At 40.7% G+C, this 17069-nt stretch carries 22 protein-coding genes; 17 read left to right on the forward strand and 5 right to left on the reverse strand.

The annotated features are described in order from the left end of the window. Entirely contained in the window at nt 1-204 is a 204-nt protein-coding gene (locus tag IHV11_RS00700) for a hypothetical protein (protein WP_197193446.1), read from the reverse strand. A 104-nt stretch (nt 205-308) separates the two neighbouring features. Continuing rightward, the gene (locus tag IHV11_RS00705) at nt 309-509 is read right to left on the reverse strand and encodes a hypothetical protein (RefSeq protein WP_197129263.1); all 201 of its coding nucleotides are present in this window, start codon (nt 507-509) and stop codon (nt 309-311) included. A gap of 177 nt (nt 510-686) precedes the next feature. On the opposite strand from IHV11_RS00705, the gene IHV11_RS00710 reads away from it, so the two are divergent. The 4 genes from IHV11_RS00710 (at nt 687) to IHV11_RS00725 (ending at nt 2736) form a co-directional block, all read left to right on the forward strand. Further along, complete coding sequence (locus IHV11_RS00710; protein WP_197129265.1) at nt 687-989, forward strand: DUF4870 domain-containing protein; 303 nt, start codon at nt 687-689, stop codon at nt 987-989. 91 nt (nt 990-1080) lie between these two features. Beyond that, entirely contained in the window at nt 1081-2160 is a 1080-nt protein-coding gene (locus IHV11_RS00715) for a DUF4097 family beta strand repeat-containing protein (RefSeq protein ID WP_197193447.1), read from the forward strand. Between the two features lie 14 nt (nt 2161-2174). Continuing rightward, nucleotides 2175-2363 (forward strand): PspC domain-containing protein, encoded by a 189-nt coding sequence (locus tag IHV11_RS00720; RefSeq protein WP_137791660.1) that lies wholly within the window; start codon nt 2175-2177, stop codon nt 2361-2363. Between the two features lies 1 nt (nt 2364). Continuing rightward, the gene (locus IHV11_RS00725) at nt 2365-2736 is read left to right on the forward strand and encodes a phage holin family protein (protein ID WP_197193448.1); all 372 of its coding nucleotides are present in this window, start codon (nt 2365-2367) and stop codon (nt 2734-2736) included. 391 nt (nt 2737-3127) lie between these two features. On the opposite strand, the gene IHV11_RS00730 is transcribed toward IHV11_RS00725, so the two are convergent. Beyond that, nucleotides 3128-3979 (reverse strand): vanadium-dependent haloperoxidase, encoded by an 852-nt coding sequence (locus IHV11_RS00730; protein WP_197193449.1) that lies wholly within the window; start codon nt 3977-3979, stop codon nt 3128-3130. 601 nt (nt 3980-4580) lie between these two features. On the opposite strand from IHV11_RS00730, the gene IHV11_RS00735 reads away from it, so the two are divergent. From IHV11_RS00735 to IHV11_RS00795, 13 genes are all read left to right on the forward strand, one after another. Further along, the gene (locus IHV11_RS00735) at nt 4581-5081 is read left to right on the forward strand and encodes a S4 domain-containing protein (RefSeq protein ID WP_197193450.1); all 501 of its coding nucleotides are present in this window, start codon (nt 4581-4583) and stop codon (nt 5079-5081) included. A gap of 71 nt (nt 5082-5152) precedes the next feature. Next, a complete protein-coding gene (locus IHV11_RS00740; RefSeq protein WP_197193451.1) occupies nt 5153-5659 on the forward strand; it encodes a GNAT family N-acetyltransferase in 507 nt (168 codons plus the stop codon). Between the two features lie 75 nt (nt 5660-5734). Then, nucleotides 5735-6670 (forward strand): HPr(Ser) kinase/phosphatase, encoded by a 936-nt coding sequence (gene hprK / locus IHV11_RS00745; protein ID WP_137791665.1) that lies wholly within the window; start codon nt 5735-5737, stop codon nt 6668-6670. Between the two features lie 22 nt (nt 6671-6692). Continuing rightward, a complete protein-coding gene (gene lgt / locus IHV11_RS00750; protein WP_197129275.1) occupies nt 6693-7508 on the forward strand; it encodes a prolipoprotein diacylglyceryl transferase in 816 nt (271 codons plus the stop codon). 16 nt (nt 7509-7524) lie between these two features. Next, nucleotides 7525-8493, forward strand: a complete 969-nt coding sequence (locus IHV11_RS00755; RefSeq protein ID WP_197193452.1) for a nucleoside recognition domain-containing protein — start codon at nt 7525-7527, stop codon at nt 8491-8493. Continuing rightward, a complete protein-coding gene (gene ppaX / locus IHV11_RS00760; RefSeq protein WP_197193453.1) occupies nt 8468-9109 on the forward strand; it encodes a pyrophosphatase PpaX in 642 nt (213 codons plus the stop codon). Before IHV11_RS00755 ends, ppaX begins: the two co-directional genes overlap by 26 nt. Then, entirely contained in the window at nt 9110-9622 is a 513-nt protein-coding gene (locus IHV11_RS00765) for an acyltransferase (protein ID WP_197129288.1), read from the forward strand. It begins immediately after the preceding gene. 89 nt (nt 9623-9711) lie between these two features. Then, nucleotides 9712-10302, forward strand: coding sequence for a hypothetical protein (locus IHV11_RS00770; protein ID WP_066397668.1), 591 nt, complete (start codon nt 9712-9714; stop codon nt 10300-10302). Nucleotides 10303-10753: 451 nt separating this feature from the next. Beyond that, the gene (gene putP, locus IHV11_RS00775; protein ID WP_197193454.1) at nt 10754-12223 is read left to right on the forward strand and encodes a sodium/proline symporter PutP; all 1470 of its coding nucleotides are present in this window, start codon (nt 10754-10756) and stop codon (nt 12221-12223) included. 93 nt (nt 12224-12316) lie between these two features. Beyond that, complete coding sequence (locus IHV11_RS00780) at nt 12317-12760, forward strand: GNAT family N-acetyltransferase (protein ID WP_197193455.1); 444 nt, start codon at nt 12317-12319, stop codon at nt 12758-12760. Between the two features lie 69 nt (nt 12761-12829). Next, a complete protein-coding gene (locus tag IHV11_RS00785) occupies nt 12830-13138 on the forward strand; it encodes a hypothetical protein (RefSeq protein ID WP_197193456.1) in 309 nt (102 codons plus the stop codon). Between the two features lie 76 nt (nt 13139-13214). After that, nucleotides 13215-13676, forward strand: a complete 462-nt coding sequence (locus IHV11_RS00790; protein ID WP_197193457.1) for an SRPBCC family protein — start codon at nt 13215-13217, stop codon at nt 13674-13676. Nucleotides 13677-13698: 22 nt separating this feature from the next. Next, on the forward strand, nt 13699-14241 hold the full coding sequence (locus IHV11_RS00795) for a histidine phosphatase family protein (RefSeq protein ID WP_197189767.1): 543 nt from the start codon (nt 13699-13701) through the stop codon (nt 14239-14241). Between the two features lie 208 nt (nt 14242-14449). Here the strand turns inward: IHV11_RS00795 and IHV11_RS00800 are convergent, their stop codons facing one another. Together IHV11_RS00800 and cax are read right to left on the reverse strand one after the other, a co-directional pair. Continuing rightward, on the reverse strand, nt 14450-15472 hold the full coding sequence (locus tag IHV11_RS00800) for a redoxin domain-containing protein (protein WP_197193458.1): 1023 nt from the start codon (nt 15470-15472) through the stop codon (nt 14450-14452). A 354-nt stretch (nt 15473-15826) separates the two neighbouring features. Beyond that, nucleotides 15827-16882 carry a calcium/proton exchanger gene (cax, locus tag IHV11_RS00805; RefSeq protein WP_197193459.1) on the reverse strand — a complete coding sequence of 352 codons (1056 nt, stop codon included), beginning with the start codon at nt 16880-16882 and terminating at the stop codon, nt 15827-15829. Nucleotides 16883-17069 lie beyond the last annotated feature (187 nt).

Consider the following 17069-nt stretch of genomic DNA (forward strand, 5'->3'; position numbering starts at 1 on the left):
TTATTTATATTTCTCTTCTGAGGACGAAGAATCTTTCGTACCTTTCTTGTCCTTTTCTTCGCGTTTTTCTTGTTTAAGATCTTCCATCGGAATTGAATCTACATTTTGTTCACTTTCAAATTTATCAAACAAACTTTGTTGATTTGTTTTGTATTGTTCAGGATTGTCCATTTTGCCTTTTTGCTTTTTTTTCTCTTCAGCCATAATAAATCACTCCTGTCGTATTTGTTTAACCATTCCTTTTTCGTGGTTTTCCTAAACAAAACCTCCTCAAAACGACAATTTTCGTATAAAATAGATAGGTGTTTTTATTTCCATATCTTAGAAAGAAGTTTGTAGATTACATAGTTTATCAACATTACGATGAAAGTGCCGAACATCCCAGCTAGAATTCGGTCACTAACTGTGAGTTCCATAGCATCTTCAGTCATAACACCGAATATAATGCTAGTGATCATCAGTATAGCTAATACTATAAAAAGTATTTTTAATGTTCGAATCTGTTTCAATGGTGGTAGCTCCCTTGGGTGTTTTTGTCATTATGATACGGAATTTTAGAAGTTATGTCGAATGGCTATAGAGATAAAGGAAGATTGTTTAAAGGGGTCGAAGTAAAAAAGGCACATGCCTCTTTTGCTCGTAGTCCCGTTTCGTTATGGATTTATTAAAGCAGGAGGTCTTGTTTCATGAAGGAAGGCTCAAAAAAAGCTATTTCTGCACTATGTTATTTTAGTCTGTTTTTCGCACCATTTTTATTTCCGATCGCCGTATATCTAATCGCAGATGAGCCTGAAGTGATGGAGCACGCTAAGAGATCATTTTTGTCCCATCTATTTCCCGTTATCGCTGTTCCATTAGGTATTATTATCATTTTTGAAACGCAATATCATCTTATCGCTATTATTATAAGTGCACTCATTTTTGGAACACTGACATTAATTGTGATGATCTGGAATATTGTTAAAGGGATAAAGGTAATCGTCTCATAATCTATTTTTGTACAAGTAATACCGGAAAGTCTCAGACATCTTAGAATCAGCCGACGCCGGTGACGGAACCCCAAAAAGGAGGCGTCAATGTATGGAAGAACGCAAAATGATTTTAAACATGCTGAACGAAGGAAAGATCTCTGTTGAAGAGGCGGAGAAACTTTTGTATGCCCTTAACGATAAGAAGAAGCTGCAGCTGAGCTCAATCAGTCCTCTCAATCTCAAAAATAAAGCCGTTAACGGTGCGACTGCTGTCAAACTTCCCACTTCCGGTTATAAAGTGGCAAAGTTTTTTGATCGTGTTGTAAAACGCATCAAGACGGTTGATTTTGATTTGAATTTCGGACCTTCTGAACCTGTTCATTATGTCTTTCAAGATAGCCATGTCATGTTTCAGGCAATGGATGTCGAAGTATACAACGGTTCAGTTACGGTCGTACCATGGGATCGAAAAGACGTCCAAGTCGAATGCGATGCTCATGTTTATAAAGTGCCAGAAGGATCTTCAGCGAAAACGAAATTCAGAAATGAAACGTTCTATGATTGTGATGCGACTAAGATGAGATTCTACTCAAGAAACAAGCATCAAAAGGTGAACGCCGTTATCTCAATTCCAAGAGAAGCTTATGACGAGATCAAGATTACAACGTTTAATGGTCCTGTGAAAATAAGTGATTCGCATGCAAAAACGCTTACGGTCAAAACAACTGTAGGAGCAATTGCGATGAACCATTGTACAGGGGACAACGTGAAAGCTTCGGCTGCTAACGGCTCATTAACACTTAACGATTGTCAGTTTAAGGACGTAGAAGCAGAAACGATGAACGGACCTGTTCGTCTTACTGTAGATGCATCCCAAGTACGCTCAGAAACGATAAATGGTTCGATTTACTGCCGTTTTGCTTCAGCAGTAGAAGGGTATGCATCTTTTAAGACGGTGACGGGAAAAATAGAAACTGAATTTCCAGAAACACTTGAGCTTGATGCCGTTCTCAAAACAATCGTTGGTGGATTTGTTTGTGATTTTGAGTCCGTTGAGGTGCGAGAAGAAAAGAAAGAAGTTACTCGTAAGTTTCTTTCGTTTATCGCGAATGGAGGTAAGAGCTGGCCTTCTTTTAAATTGGAGGCGGAAGCGAAAACAGGCTCTGTTGTGGTGCTAAAAGCGAAATAGAGGTGACATACATCATGAAAAAACTAAAAAGATCGAACGACGCTAAGATATCAGGAGTTTGCGGTGGAATTGCGGAGTATATGAATGTGGATCCCACGGTTGTACGATTAGGAACAGTAGCACTTGCACTGTTTACAGCGGTTATCCCAGTTGGTTTAGCCTATATCATCGCGCTAGCTGTTATGCCAGAGGATGGCGTATAAAATGATGAGCTGGTTTGCTTCTTTACTGATCAACACCGTTGCGCTAATGGTTGTGGCAGGGTATTTTGATGGTTTTCATATTGAAAACATCAGTGCTGCATTACTAGCCAGCGTTTTATTATCATTGTTTAACGTTTTTCTAAAGCCGATCCTGGTCCTGTTGACATTGCCTGTGACCATTTTCTCTTTAGGATTATTCTTAATCGTCATAAACGCAGCACTTTTATCATTAACGGCGGAGTTGATGGGTAGCTCGTTTAATATTGATGGATTCGGAATGGCATTACTCGCTGCAGTCATCATTTCACTTCTCAATATGTTCCTGACGAATTTTGTATTGGAGCCTTTAAGAAAGAAGCGAAAAAGAAACTAGTGGCAGTTCGATCATTCATACAAAGTTTGAAAAAAGCGGTGGATTTTCATAGCGAGTTCTCATTGAGGAGAAAATCGTAATCCCCAAGCCATTTAACAGGTGGAATAGCACTATAAATGGATATGTAAATGACATAAATAACGACCAGATCTTTTTTGAACTGCACCCCAATTGTTAGACACCACTAACAATTGGGGTGCAGTTCATCATTTTCTGGTCGTTTACTTTTTCGCCTTATTCAGTAATCGCCGTTCGTGGAATCACTCATTACAGGAAAAATCCTAAAACTGATTTAAATTACTTAAATTAAGTCTCTTTCATCTCAAAAAGGAGGGTGCATTTCTTATATTAGAAATGCACCCTAAAATGCAACTTTTTATTCTTATAACGTTTAGCGTTTTTTTTCAGAGATTTCATCAATAACAAGTGATGAACATTTTGTATCAAAATCAAAAGGAATGGCTTGTATATATGGAGGGGGGAACAATTTTGCATTCCGATGTTCCGTATAAGGATTATCAATATATTTTCCTTTTGCATCCCGTTCTTTGCTTAATTGATTAATTACAATCTTACCAATCTGTCTTCCGAGGCGCAGTCCTTCTTCATTATCCACGTTAAAATGAACCCCTGCGTATAGACGTGATAATGCATCTTCTTCAGCTAGTTGATGCAGACCTTCTCTTTCTGTAGGGAAGAAATAGCTTAAGATAACTTCCGCTGTACCGGATAATACGGAGTGGCCTGAAGGATAAGCAGGGAAGTTAGGGGTGCAGACGATTGTCGCGAGCTTAGGGTCAAACTGATTGGGACGAGGAACAAGCGCTAGATATTTTAAATACCAGGTGACAACAAGTGCATCATTCATTCCGGCACTTAAAGCTGCAAGGATACGAGCTGCATATGGCGGTGTCACATTATAAGTGTCAATTAAGATATCGGCAATGGGAGTCCATTGCTTACTTGGAGGACCTTCTGCCCAAAACTTTGCGATCCTAATCTGTTCTTGAGTTAAATGTCTTACAATTCTTTGAACCTGTTTTAATTCTTTCTTCCAATCAATCGTCCGGGGATCTTTTAACTTTAATTTTATCGGCTCGCCATCCAAAGTAGTAAATCCATGCTTTTCCTGTTTTAAGTAGTTCAAAGGCCATGAACCAGCATAGGGATTTACAGGATTTTTTGGCGGGTGCTCTTGTCCTGCATAAGGCAATTTTGTCCACAGAGGGTAATTATATCGCATATATTTTTTTTGCCTCTTTCTCTTATTTTTTTATAATGTATGGTGGACAAAAATTCATGCTTGGACAAGTGTCCTTTTCATAAGCCCAATTCAAAAAGAAAGGGCACATTTCTTATTACAGAAATACACCCGATTACTGATAATAAAGCTAAAAGTTTTGCTTATTATTATTTATCTCTACTAATTCTTTTTCGATCTCTTCATTTGATAAAATGAACACCGCCCGCCCTGCGGAAAGCATGAATCCTGAAGTGGAAATCTCTCCAAAAAAGATTAAATCGTTTCCATATTTTATACTTTATAGTAATATTAAGGTATTCTGTTTGAAGAAAGGACCTCAAGTGACCTGTATGCCAACATTTAACCTGTAATGGAAAACAATTTAGATCGCTTCTCAACCGTTAAGAAACACCGTGTTTCTGACCGCGGGAGAAGTCTGTCTACAACCCATTACAGAGGAAATACAGCGAACTGCAGTCCGTTATTACGGGTAACATTGCGTTCAAAGCTCTCCTTGTATGAGGGGAGCTTTTTTTTCGTTCTGCAAATAATCAAATAGAAGTTGTATTTCTTCCCTACTAATTCCAGAGGTGAAGAAACAATGCAATTCAAACAATATGCTTTAGCACTACACCAACAAATGAAAGCGGACACAGTAAAAAAACAGTGCAAAATGTGCGGAAAAGTTACCATATTTACAGATACTACCATTCGCAGACACAACGCAAACGGAAAGAACATCTATCAGTTTGCGATTTACAAATGTCCGAAAAATCATTCTTGGAACAAAAAACTCAACAACTATAAATCGTTCACAGAGCATGTCGATCCCCTGTCGATCATTCCGACATCTTTTATAGAGATAGAACCAGGGAAAAAGATTACTTCCATGAAAAGAGGGGATTCTGCTTGCGAAATACAGATAACATCTGTCAACGGAATCTTTCGGCTCGACCGCACGCTTGCGGATCACCTAGAAGGGTGGAGCAGAACAGAAATTGCACAAAACATTAAAGCAGGTAAGATTCTGTTAAACAATTGTTTAACGAAACCAAGTCAAAAGCTCTCTGTTCATGATAAGATTTTTATAGATGTAAAATAATAATATTCATTCCAGCCGTTTGCTTCGAATTCGATCAAACGGCATTTCTCTTTCAAAAGGAGCTGGTGATTTTGCAAACAGAAAGGCTGAAATTCCGACCGTACACGACTGAGGATTTTTCTTTTTTTGCATCATTATGGGCAGATCCTGATGTTGTTCAATTCATCGGGAAAGGGGTAACTCGTTCAAAAGAAGAAGCTCGAAAAAGCTTTGATGAATGGCTGATTCCGGGATATCGTGATGGGAGAGGTTTGTATCTAATCGTGCTTAAGGAAAGTCTAGTTCCAATCGGTCACGCAGGTATTGTGCAGCAAATGATCGATGGAAAAAAAGAGTATGAGATTGGCTATTGGCTGGCTAAGGAATTTTGGGGAAACGGCTACGCAACGGAGGCAGCGATTTACTTCAAAAATTACGCCATTCACGAACTAGGAATCACACGACTGACCTGTCTGATTCAGCGAAATAATAAAAAGTCTGTCTCGGTCGCATCGAGATTAGGGATGACCCTTCAAAAAGAATCAACGTTTAATACGATACCTGTAGACGTTTACAGCTGGGCAGAAAGTCAGAAATAACCCTATAGTACTCTTTGGTTAATCCGTGGTTGAAGTGATACAATAGAATCATTGAAAAATGTCGAGGAGGACCCAATGGCTAAGGTACATATTCATGAACTCATAAAAAAATTTCATCTAGAGCTTGTTAGTGGTGAAGAAGGCATCCACCGCACGATTCGAACGAGCGACATCTCCCGGCCAGGTCTTGAGATGGCTGGTTACTTTACATTTTATCCAGGGGAGCGATTACAACTCCTTGGGAAAACAGAGCTGTCGTTTATTTCTGAGCTCGATCCTGAAACACGAATGGAGCGTTTAACAGCGCTTTGTACGGATGAGACACCGGGAATTATCGTTTCTAGAGATATAGAAGTCCCGAAAGAACTGCTTAAAGCTTCTCATAAAAGCGGAGTGCCGATCATGCGCTCACCGGTTACGACAACGCGTTTATCAAGCCGTATCACCAATTATTTAGAAAGCCGCTTAGCGCCAACGACAGCTAAACATGGTGTTTTAGTAGATATATATGGAATCGGCGTTTTGATCACAGGTAACTCAGGTGTTGGTAAGAGTGAGACCGCACTAGAACTTGTAAAACGTGGGCATCGGTTAGTAGCAGATGATTCAGTTGAGATCAGACAGGAAGATGAAGATACGCTCATCGGCAGTGCACCTGAACTCATCCAGCATCTGCTTGAGATTCGAGGTCTTGGCATCATCAACGTGATGACGTTGTTCGGTGCTGGAGCGATTCGCAACTATAAAAAAATCTCAATCGTTATGAATCTGGAAGCTTGGGATTCTAAAAAAGTATATGACCGCTTAGGATTGGAAGAAGAGACAACGAAGATCATTGATACTGAGATTCCGATCTTAACGATCCCTGTTCGTCCTGGACGAAACTTAGCGGTCATTATTGAAGTGGCAGCGATGAACTTCCGACTGAAGAGAATGGGCATGAATGCCGCACAGCAATTCTCAGACCGTTTGACAGATGTGATCGAAGCTGGAGATGAAGAAGACCTATAAGAATGAGAAGGAAGTGTAGACTGTGGAAGAAACGATTCAGCCATTAAATCGTGTAGCACTCGAATTAGGACCACTCACGATCTATTGGTACGGACTTATTATTGGGTTTGGTGCGATGCTTGGCCTTTGGCTTGCGGTAAGAGAATCAGAGAGACGCGGGCTTGCTAAGGATACGTTCGTTGATGTAGTGATGATTGCAGTACCTGTGGCTATTTTATGTGCAAGGCTGTATTATGTAGCGTTTGAATGGGACTTTTATAAAGACAATCCAAGTAAGATTCTCGCTGTTTGGGAAGGCGGTATCGCGATTCATGGTGCACTGATCGGTTCTTTCTTAACAGCACTCGTTTTTTCAAGAGTAAAGAAAATCTCTTTTTGGAAGCTGGTTGATATCGCAGCTCCTAGCATCTTGCTCGGTCAGGCGATCGGACGCTGGGGCAACTTCATGAACCAGGAAGCTCATGGTGGGGAAGTAACGCGAAACTTTTTAGAATCACTCATGTTGCCAGACTTTATCATCAATCAGATGTATATTGATGGGACTTATTATCATCCAACCTTTCTCTATGAATCGCTTTGGAGTTTCATAGGTGTTATTGTCTTGCTTTATTTACGCAGAGTGAACCTTCACCGAGGTGAATTGTTCTTAACGTATATCATCTGGTATTCGATCGGACGTTTCTTTGTAGAAGGACTTCGTACGGATAGCTTGATCGTTTGGGGAACTTCCCTTCGCATCGCACAAGTGGTGAGTTTGGTCTGGATTGCAGCGGCGGTGATCATCTGGATCTATAGAAGAAAAACAGGATTGGCTAAACAACGATATCTAGAAAGCTAAGGGAGGCGAATGAAAAGTGGAAACGTTAAAAAAAGGCACACTTGCAGGCTTGAAAACCACTTGGACGCTAGGGAAAATTATTTTTCCTGTCACTTTACTGATCACGTTGTTGAGTCACACACCAGTGTTAGATTGGCTGATCGCTGTTTTAGCTCCAGCCATGAAATGGATCGGACTTCCGGGTGAAGCGGCGATCCCGCTCGTTCTCGGTAATTTTCTGAATCTATATGCAGGGATCGGGGGGATTCTGACTCTAGATTCTTTATCGGTACAAGATGTATTTATTCTAGCTGTCATGCTTTCGTTTTCGCACAACCTATTTATTGAGTCTGGTGTTGCAGCGAGTGTAGGTATCAAATTGTGGGTGATCCTACTCGTGCGAATCGGCTTGGCGCTTTTCTCTGCTTTTATGATCAACCTTTTATGGGATGGCGGAACAGAAAAAGCACAATATGGTTTTATTTCAAAGCCTGAAGCGGCTCCGAACGGCTGGGGAGAAATCACTCTGGCTGCTATAGAAAAAGCTTCACTCGGTATTCTGCAACTAGCACTTATCGTCATCCCCCTCATGATCATCATGCAGTATATGAAGGACAAAGGCTGGCTGAACAAGTTTTCGAAATGGATGGCACCAGCTATGAAGCTGCTAGGTATGAAAGAGAACATGTCCATGACGATGGCAGCTGGACTTACGATCGGTCTCGCATATGGTGCAGGTGTGATGATGCAGGCTGCAAAAGAGGATGGCGTCTCAAAGAAAGATCTGTATCTAGCTTTTATCTTTCTCGTAAGCTGCCATGCTGTTGTTGAGGATACACTTGTTTTTGTACCATTAGGAATTCCCGTTCTGCCGTTGTTGATCATCCGAGTAGTGACGGCGATCGTTCTTACGGTATTAGTTGCTTACGTATGGAACAAGCTTGAACGGAAAAATCGTTTAACAAGAAAGGAACGACAACATGAAACGCAACACCATACTATTTGATCTAGACGGAACATTAATCAATACGAACGAACTGATCATCGCTTCTTTCATTTACACGCTAGATAAGCATTTCCCTGAGCAATACAATCGTGAGAGTGTCTTGCCGTTTATGGGGATGCCGCTCGTTGAGACGATGGAGCAGTTCGATAAAGAAAAAGTATCAGACTTAGTTCAAACATACCGTGAACATAACATCTCACATCACGATGAATTGGTTACAGAGTTTGAAGGAGTTTTTGAAACGGTAGAAGAATTGTATAAAAAGGGCTATAAACTGGGCATCGTAACTACAAAAATGAGAAATACAGTCGAGATGGGCTTGCGCCTTGTTGGTCTTGATAAGTTCTTTCAAACGGTTGTTACGCTAGATGACGTGAAAAACGCGAAACCAGATCCAGAGCCTGTTCAAAAAGCGTTAACTTTGCTCGGTTCAACACCAGAAGAAGCAATCATGGTAGGCGACAGTAAGTACGATATTCTTGCGGGTCAGAATGCTGGCACACAAACGGCTGGTGTAGCATGGACCATTCGCGGCAACGATTATTTGCAGCAGTTTAATCCAGACTTCATGCTGAATGAAATGACGGATTTGCTGGATGTTTTAGGAGAGAGATAATTGCGGAATACTGAGCGTTATCCGGTAAAAGGAAGAAACTCATTGTACCAGGTGTATGACACTGTCCCGTTCTGGAAAGTGGTAAAGAATTTTATCGCGATACAAGTGGCTCGATACACGCCATTTCTACCTATGAAAAATTGGCTATACCGTACTTTTTTGAAGATGAAGGTCGGTGAGGGGACAGCGTTCGCCTTGATGGTCATGCCAGACATCATGTATCCGGAACGCATTTCAGTCGGGAAGAACTGTGTGATCGGCTATAATACAACGATATTAGCTCACGAATATTTGATAAAAGAATACCGTTTGGGTGATGTGATCGTGGGCGATGAAGTGATGATCGGTGCGAACTCTACGATCCTCCCAGGCGTTACGATCGGTGACGGTGCGATCGTATCAGCTGGAACACTCGTCCACAAAAATGTTCCAGAGGGATCTTTCGTCGGTGGTAATCCGATGCAGGTCATCTACACGAAAGAAGAACTTCTTAAGAGGGAAATGGAAAGATAGAAATTTGTCGTAAGTTCCCCTCTTGGGTTTTCTTGATTTTCGTCGTATACTTAAAACAGGCAAAAAAGCGAAAGCTGGAGGCGCATACTATGAGAAGGAAATCATTCTCGATCGTATTTATGAAGAACACGTTTAAAATTGGACACCTCGTTGAAGACAACTGTCAGTCTCAGCATGCACCGAAAGCATCTCATCCACAAAACAAGGCCGAACAACTTGCTGCCCGCGATACCTATCGTTTCCGGACTGCTGTGTCAAAAATGAAAGGTCATGGTCTTGTTAAGCATTACGAACTTCAAAGCAAACGTGCAAAGCTGGTTTTTTACGGCGACTATTCTACTTACAAACGTAACGTACCTCATATTGCGTTTACACGCGAACATTTTCAACACTACTTTGGAACAGAAGATTTAATCTGTGAATTTCTCCTAGATACTTCTATTTATTTATTTAAAGAACTCCATTTTTTAGAAGAGATCCAACTGGATATTCCGAGTCATGGCAAGATGTATACGGTCGAACTGACGCGACAGGAACTGGATGATTACATGAAGTGTGATCTGGCCGAAATGAAAGATGGTCATCACCATAGGTTCTTCTACATCTACCGAGACGAAGAGCTGGATCTATTTACGAATCAATTTGTAAAGGTCAAACGATTAAGACGAAAAAAATTATAAAGTGATTAAAAACTGGCGCCCAAACGTCTCATGAATGGGTACCAGTTTTTTTGATGTGTAAAGGGAGTGGGGAATAGCGAGTATGAGACTTGGGGGCTAGTGACAAACAGCGAAATTTGTCGAGGATTGCAGACTCGTGGATAAACAGCCAAAACTCGTGGATTCAGCACCAAAACTCGTGGATAAATAGCCAAAACTTCCGGATTGAATGCAGAAATTTCTGGATTCGACACCAAAAATTTTGGATTCAGCACCAAAACTACTGGATTGATTAGTCCTTATGTGCCACGCCACCTTGTTTTGGCAGCTAACAAGCTCAATATTAAATGTCTTCCAAAAAAATCTATTCCTTTTGTCGAAAAATGTCTTTATAATAAAAATGTTCCTTTTTATAATTTTTAAAATATTGAAAGCGTTTTTACAACAAGAAAAGGCAGGAGGAAAACTGAATATGGATTATGGAGTTGTTTTTTCAATTAGTGTGTACATGATCGGGATGGTGCTGATCGGGCTTTATGCGTACCGAAAGACCGATAACCTTACCGATTACATGCTTGGTGGAAGAAATCTTGGACCAGCCGTTACCGCACTTAGTGCAGGTGCATCAGATATGAGTGGATGGCTGTTAATGGGTCTTCCAGGTGCAATGTACGTATCTGGTTTGAGTGCTGGATGGATTGTGATCGGCTTGTGTGCAGGTGCCTATTTAAACTGGCTTTTCGTTGCACCTCGACTCAGAACGTATACGGAAGTAGCGAACAACTCGATTACGATTCCAGATTATTTTGAGAACCGATTCAAAGATACTTCACGCATACTGCGTATTACGTCTGCATTAGTTATCGTGATTTTCTTTACGTTTTACTCATCATCCGGAATGGTTGCGGGCGGACAATTATTCGAGACAGCTTTTGGTCTGAATTACATGTGGGGGATCTTGCTTACAGCTGGAGTAGTTATTATTTATACTTTATTCGGTGGTTTTTTAGCGGTAAGTTATACAGATTTCGTACAAGGAGCGATCATGTTTGTAGCGTTAATCCTTGTACCATTCGTAGCCATTTTAAAAGTTGGCGGATGGGATGCGTCGTTTAACGAGATCGAAAGCATCAGTCCAACTTTACTTGATGCCTTTACGGGGACTAGCTTGATCGGTATCATCTCCTTATTAGCATGGGGATTGGGTTACTTTGGTCAGCCGCATATTATCGTTCGTTTTATGGCGATCACGTCTGTAAAAGAGATGAAGAGCGCTAGACGAATCGGAATGGGTTGGATGGTTTTCTCCATCGTTGGAGCGATGTTCACAGGTCTAGTAGGGATTGCTTACTTCAACCAAGCGGGAGCACCTCTTGGAGAAGCAAAAGCTGAAACGGTATTTATCTTATTATCTGAAGTATTGTTCCATCCGATTATTACGGGCTTCTTGCTTGCTGCGATCTTAGCGGCAGTTATGAGTACGATCTCATCTCAGTTGCTCGTAACATCGAGTGCTTTGACGGAAGATTTTTACAAAGCATTCGTAAAACGTTCTGCATCTGACAAGGAACTCGTGTTAGTAGGGCGTTTGGCGGTTTTTGCTGTTGCCGTTATTGCATTTGTTATGGCTCTTAATCCGAGTGAAACGATTCTGAATCTTGTAGGTTATGCATGGGCAGGGTTTGGTGCTGCATTCGGTCCGGTCGTCTTGCTGAGTCTATATTGGAAGAGAATGACGAAATGGTCTGCTTTTGCTGGTATCGTTGTAGGGGCTGTAACTGTTATCGTTTGGGAACTCATCCCGGCTATGGCTGATGTATATGAGATCATTCCAGGATTCATCGCATGTACACTAACGATCGTAGTCGTTAGCTTGATGACAAAAGAACCAAGTGCAAGTATTCAGGAAGAGTTTGAAGAGACGAAAAGATTAGTAAGTTAATAGTGAGGTATGGACTGACCAAATAGCGGATTTAATAGCTGATTTGGTCAGTTTTTTTCTTAGAATAAAGTTACTGATAGAGGAGGACGCAGAATGGAATTCATGATTCTTGAAGGAATGCCAGAGGAGGATCTATTGAAGCGAATCCTTCAGCTACACGAAGTAATCTTTGGTGCATCAAATGACGGTCTCTTTTGTAAAATGAAAGGGAAGGACAAACTAACGATCGTTACAGCTATTCATCATTCAAAGGTAGTTGGCTATAAAATGGGCTATGAAATCGATCATAACACTTATTATAGCTGGCTAGGTGGAGTCGACCCCGTTTATAGGGGGCAAGGAGTAGCTTCGAAGTTAATGAAACAACAGCATGAGTATCTAAAAATGAAAGGGTATTCTGTTGTTCGAACCAAAACGATGAATAAGTGGCGCCACATGCTGCTGTTAAATATTAAAAATGGATTTGATGTGAAGGAAACGTATACGAATAAAAATGGGTTACATAAAATTGTACTCGAAAAAAAGCTGTGTGATTAAACAATTGTTTAAAAGAATTCACTCTTAATAGCAGCCTACGCATATGATGGTATAAGCGGGGTGACGGACATGAGGATAAAAGATAGAGTGAAGCTTTGGTTCTTAGGATCGCTTTATCCAGAGAAATCATTACGACCAATCGAGAGCAAAGAACAGTTTAAGAGCGACTTAAACAAGGGCTGCCCGGTAATCTTTACGTTAAGAGATGTTTACGGATTAATTTTATTTGATAAAAACGAGCAACTCGGAACACTGTATACAAAAGATGTGTTCGGGATAACGGAAGATTATAGAAGTTATTATTCTATGCCTGAGCTGATCTCGTTCTACAGTGAGCATGTCAGTGAAGGAATTTCATTCTATACAGAGAATAGTTAAAGAATCATATTCTGTTAGACACCTCATTTAATGAGGTGTTGTTTTTTACATATTCATAAGAAAGTGAGTCATAATCATGCCTATCATTATACACCGAGAATTTGTACATGCTTCTGCAGAAACCTGTTTTGATCTCGCACGAAACGTAGATATACATACTGAAACGACTTCTCATACAGGAGAAAGAGCGGTCGCCGGAGTAACGTCAGGTTATATGGAAAAAGGAGATCATGTGACGTGGGAAGCTGTTCATCTTGGCGTGAGACAAAGATTGACTGCAAAAATTATTGAGATGGAAAGACCTCATATGTTCATAGATGTGATGGTAAAGGGGGCTTTCCATTCATTCGTGCATACTCACACCTTTGAACCGAAGGGGAACGGGACCGTTATGGTGGATCATTTTCATTACAAGTCTCCGTTTGGCGTGATTGGAAGATTAGCTGATTGGTTGTTCCTAGAGAAGTACATGACTAATTTTCTAGTAGGACGGGCAAGAGCGCTAAAAGAGATCGCAGAAAATACGCAACACACATAAAAGTAGAAAGTGGTGATCAGTGATGAAGATAGGAATGGTACGTCATTTCAAAGTCAAAAGAGGCTATCCGACTGAAAAATGGATCACGCCCTCTGAATTTGATCAGTGGTTGAAAGAATACGAAGCGTCTGATGTAGAAGAAACAGACGTTGACTTAGGCGGAATCAACTGGAATACATGCTATTCGAGTACAGTTCGTCGTGCAGAATATACAGCAGGGAAGATTTATAGAGGAGAGCTGATTAGAACAGATGATCTTCGTGAAATCCCAGTCTATCCGTTTTTTAAAAGAGATATTAAGATTCCAATGATTCTATATCCTCTTTGCATTCGAACAGCATGGTTCTTTAACCACAAATCTCAGCTTGAGCGTAGAACGGATGTAGAAATGCGTGTTTCAAAGATCGTTGACCGCATACTAGAAGAAAACGAAGAAAATGCACTAATTGTAAGTCATGGTGGACTCATGATGTTTATGAGAAAAGAACTGATCCGTAGAGGATTTAAGGGACCAAGATTAGGCAGACCCGAAAACGCGAAGCTCTATTTGTTTGAGAAGATCTAGGTGGGGCTGTCGAGGTGTGTCGAAAATCGGATAAATAATTTTATCCGTGAAATTATGTATGCTATCCGTGAATATATTGGTCATTACCGTGAATAAAAAAGAGATTACCGTGAATTTGTGCACTTGTACATCTATATATCGAAAGAAAACTGGCTGATACCCCACACGAAAAGGGAATGTAGCCAGTTTTCTTTCGTAAAACCTTCATTTATTGAGCGTTCTTATAAAATTCTTCCATCATATCGTAGCTCATCGGGCCGATATGTTTTTGCACGATGATTCCTTTTTTATTAATAATAAAAGTAGTCGGAATCGTTACCGTTTTGTACGTGTTTCCGACTTTACCGTCTGGATCTAATAAAACCGGAAAATTTAACTTGTACGATTGCGCAAACTTTTTCACTTCTTTTTCAGAGTCGCTGTCTGTTAAGTTCACAGCTAAGATTTCTACTTTCTTAGAGGAGTGGTCTCTATAGAAACGGACCATCTCAGGCATTTCTGCACGACAAGGCGGACACCATGTTGCCCATAGGTTTACGAATACGACCTTTCCTTTAAGATCTGATAGCTTTACGGTTTCGCCTTCAATCGTTTTTAATTCAAAATCCGGTGCACGGTCACCTGTTTTGATTCCATAAGATGCCGCCTCTACTGCTTCACCGTTCATGTCCTGTCCCCCGAGCGGGGAATTCGTTAGAACGGAAAAGAAGAGTGCGGTGACTAGCATAGATAGAACGGTTTTTCTTATTTCAAATGAACCCTTCGTATATAAGTAGATTGACAGGATGGAAAAGAACAATGAGATCAACCCGTCTGCGAAGAGGGTGGTTGACGCAAAATGTGCACCATAATAAGCGGCGAAAAAAACAGTTAGACCTAATATTCCGATATAAAACACCCGAGTTCTATCAAGCTCACGTTTTCCTGAAGCCCTTAGCATGTAAAGGATTGAAAAGATGATCCCGAGTACGATTCCTGTTTCTCCTCCATTAAAGTACAAGATGCTTAACGGATGTTCAACGATCAGTAGGGGATGCAGAACAGAATAACTGAACTTCCAAACCAATAGAAAAATTCCTACCGCATTACTCAATACGTCTAACAGCTGTTTTTTATCAGGTTCTTCTCTTACTTTTACATACAATATGCCATACGCGATCAACGCTGATCCTACAATCGCAAGCCAAACCATCTTTATTGGAAAAGATCCGATCGTTAAATAATCCGCCATTTTACCACCCACCTTAAACTTGTCCTCTATTCTAAACTTTATCAAAGTTTTGCTATTTTTATTCCTAATTTGCTTGTTTCATTAAAAAAACCAGTGAAGGGTCTCTCCCTGCACTGGTCTTATGCTATATATTACATCTCTTTTTTTAATGCTGTTTCAGTGGCATTTAATTTTTTTCCTTCTTTGACTGTTGATTTGAATGGAAGGTGTGTGCCTCCTGCGGGACAGGCGGGCAGGTGAGACACTTAAAAGTGAAACGTAAGAATGTGGCTCACCGCTTGCCCCGCGGAAAGCGAGCAACCTGGAATTGAAATCAACTACTTTCATAAGCAATACTGAATACGAAACAGGCACTTATAAAAGATAAAAACCAACTCCCATGATCAGGTAGGCAGCTAGAAGCGTAAGCCCTTCAAACCAATTCGTATCGCCATCACTTGTTAACGAGATCGTTAAGAATACGGCGAGAACCATCGCTACGAGTTCAGGAAGCGTAAAGACAAGAGCCATCGACTTTTCAAAAAATAAAGAAACCAATACGAGCAAGGGAGCAACAAACATGGCGATCTGAAGTGTTGAACCAATTGCGATTTCTACGGCAACATTCATCTTATTCTTGTAAGCCATTATGATCGCTGAAGCATGCTCAGCTGCGTTACCAACAATCGCAACGATGATGATTCCGATGAACACTTCACTCCAGCCGAGCGTTCTGCCTACTTCTTCAAACGTATGCACGAGTTTTTCAGAAACATAAGCAACGGCAAGAGTAGCAAGAGCGAGGACGATAAGAGCTTTCCACTTACTCCATTCTGCTTTTTCATCTCCATGCGCAACATCGTGTTCTGACTGATAGACACCGCGGTGAGTAACAAGCTTGAACAGAAGTGCGGCAATATAAAGAACGATCATGATGACAGAGACCCAAACACTTAAGGTGAGTGAATCGGTGTCGTTCAGTTTATAAGAAAAGACCTCAGGGAAAACAAAAGCGACTACCACAGCAAAAATCAATAGACCAGCGTTATGGCGTGCATCATAAACGTTGAACTTTTGTTGTTTATACTTTAATCCACCGATGAAAAATGACAAACCTCCGACTAGTAAAAGATTTCCGAGTACAGAACCAGTTAAAGACGCTAATACTACACTTATAAGTCCGGCTTTTAAAGCAAAGATTGAAATGATGAGTTCGACCGCATTACCGAAAGTGGCGTTGAGTAACCCGCCGATTCTCGGCCCGGCTATGATGGCTAAGCTTTCAGTTGCGCGTCCCATATAACCAGCTAGTGCGATAATCGTTGCACAATAGATCACAAAGAGTAAGACAGCAGGCCAATGTAGGATGCTGCCGATAACGGATAGCGGTACGCCAATCATGATGGCAATAAAAAAGATGCGATTAAACAAGACGCATTCCATCCCTTCCTATGTATATATTTTTACATACTATTCCCTGAAATCTGTTTTCTTAACTCAGAATAAGGATACAAGATTTTGTTTGAATTGGTTGACAGTTTCGACAAGTACGTGTAGACTAACAACTAAATCTTTATCGTGGTAGTATATTAGCGAACTAAAGTGTTTTGTGTAATTT

Origin of the sequence: Fictibacillus sp. 26RED30 (assembly GCF_015903845.1) — a bacterium.
Classification (GTDB): domain Bacteria; phylum Bacillota; class Bacilli; order Bacillales; family Fictibacillaceae; genus Fictibacillus; species Fictibacillus phosphorivorans.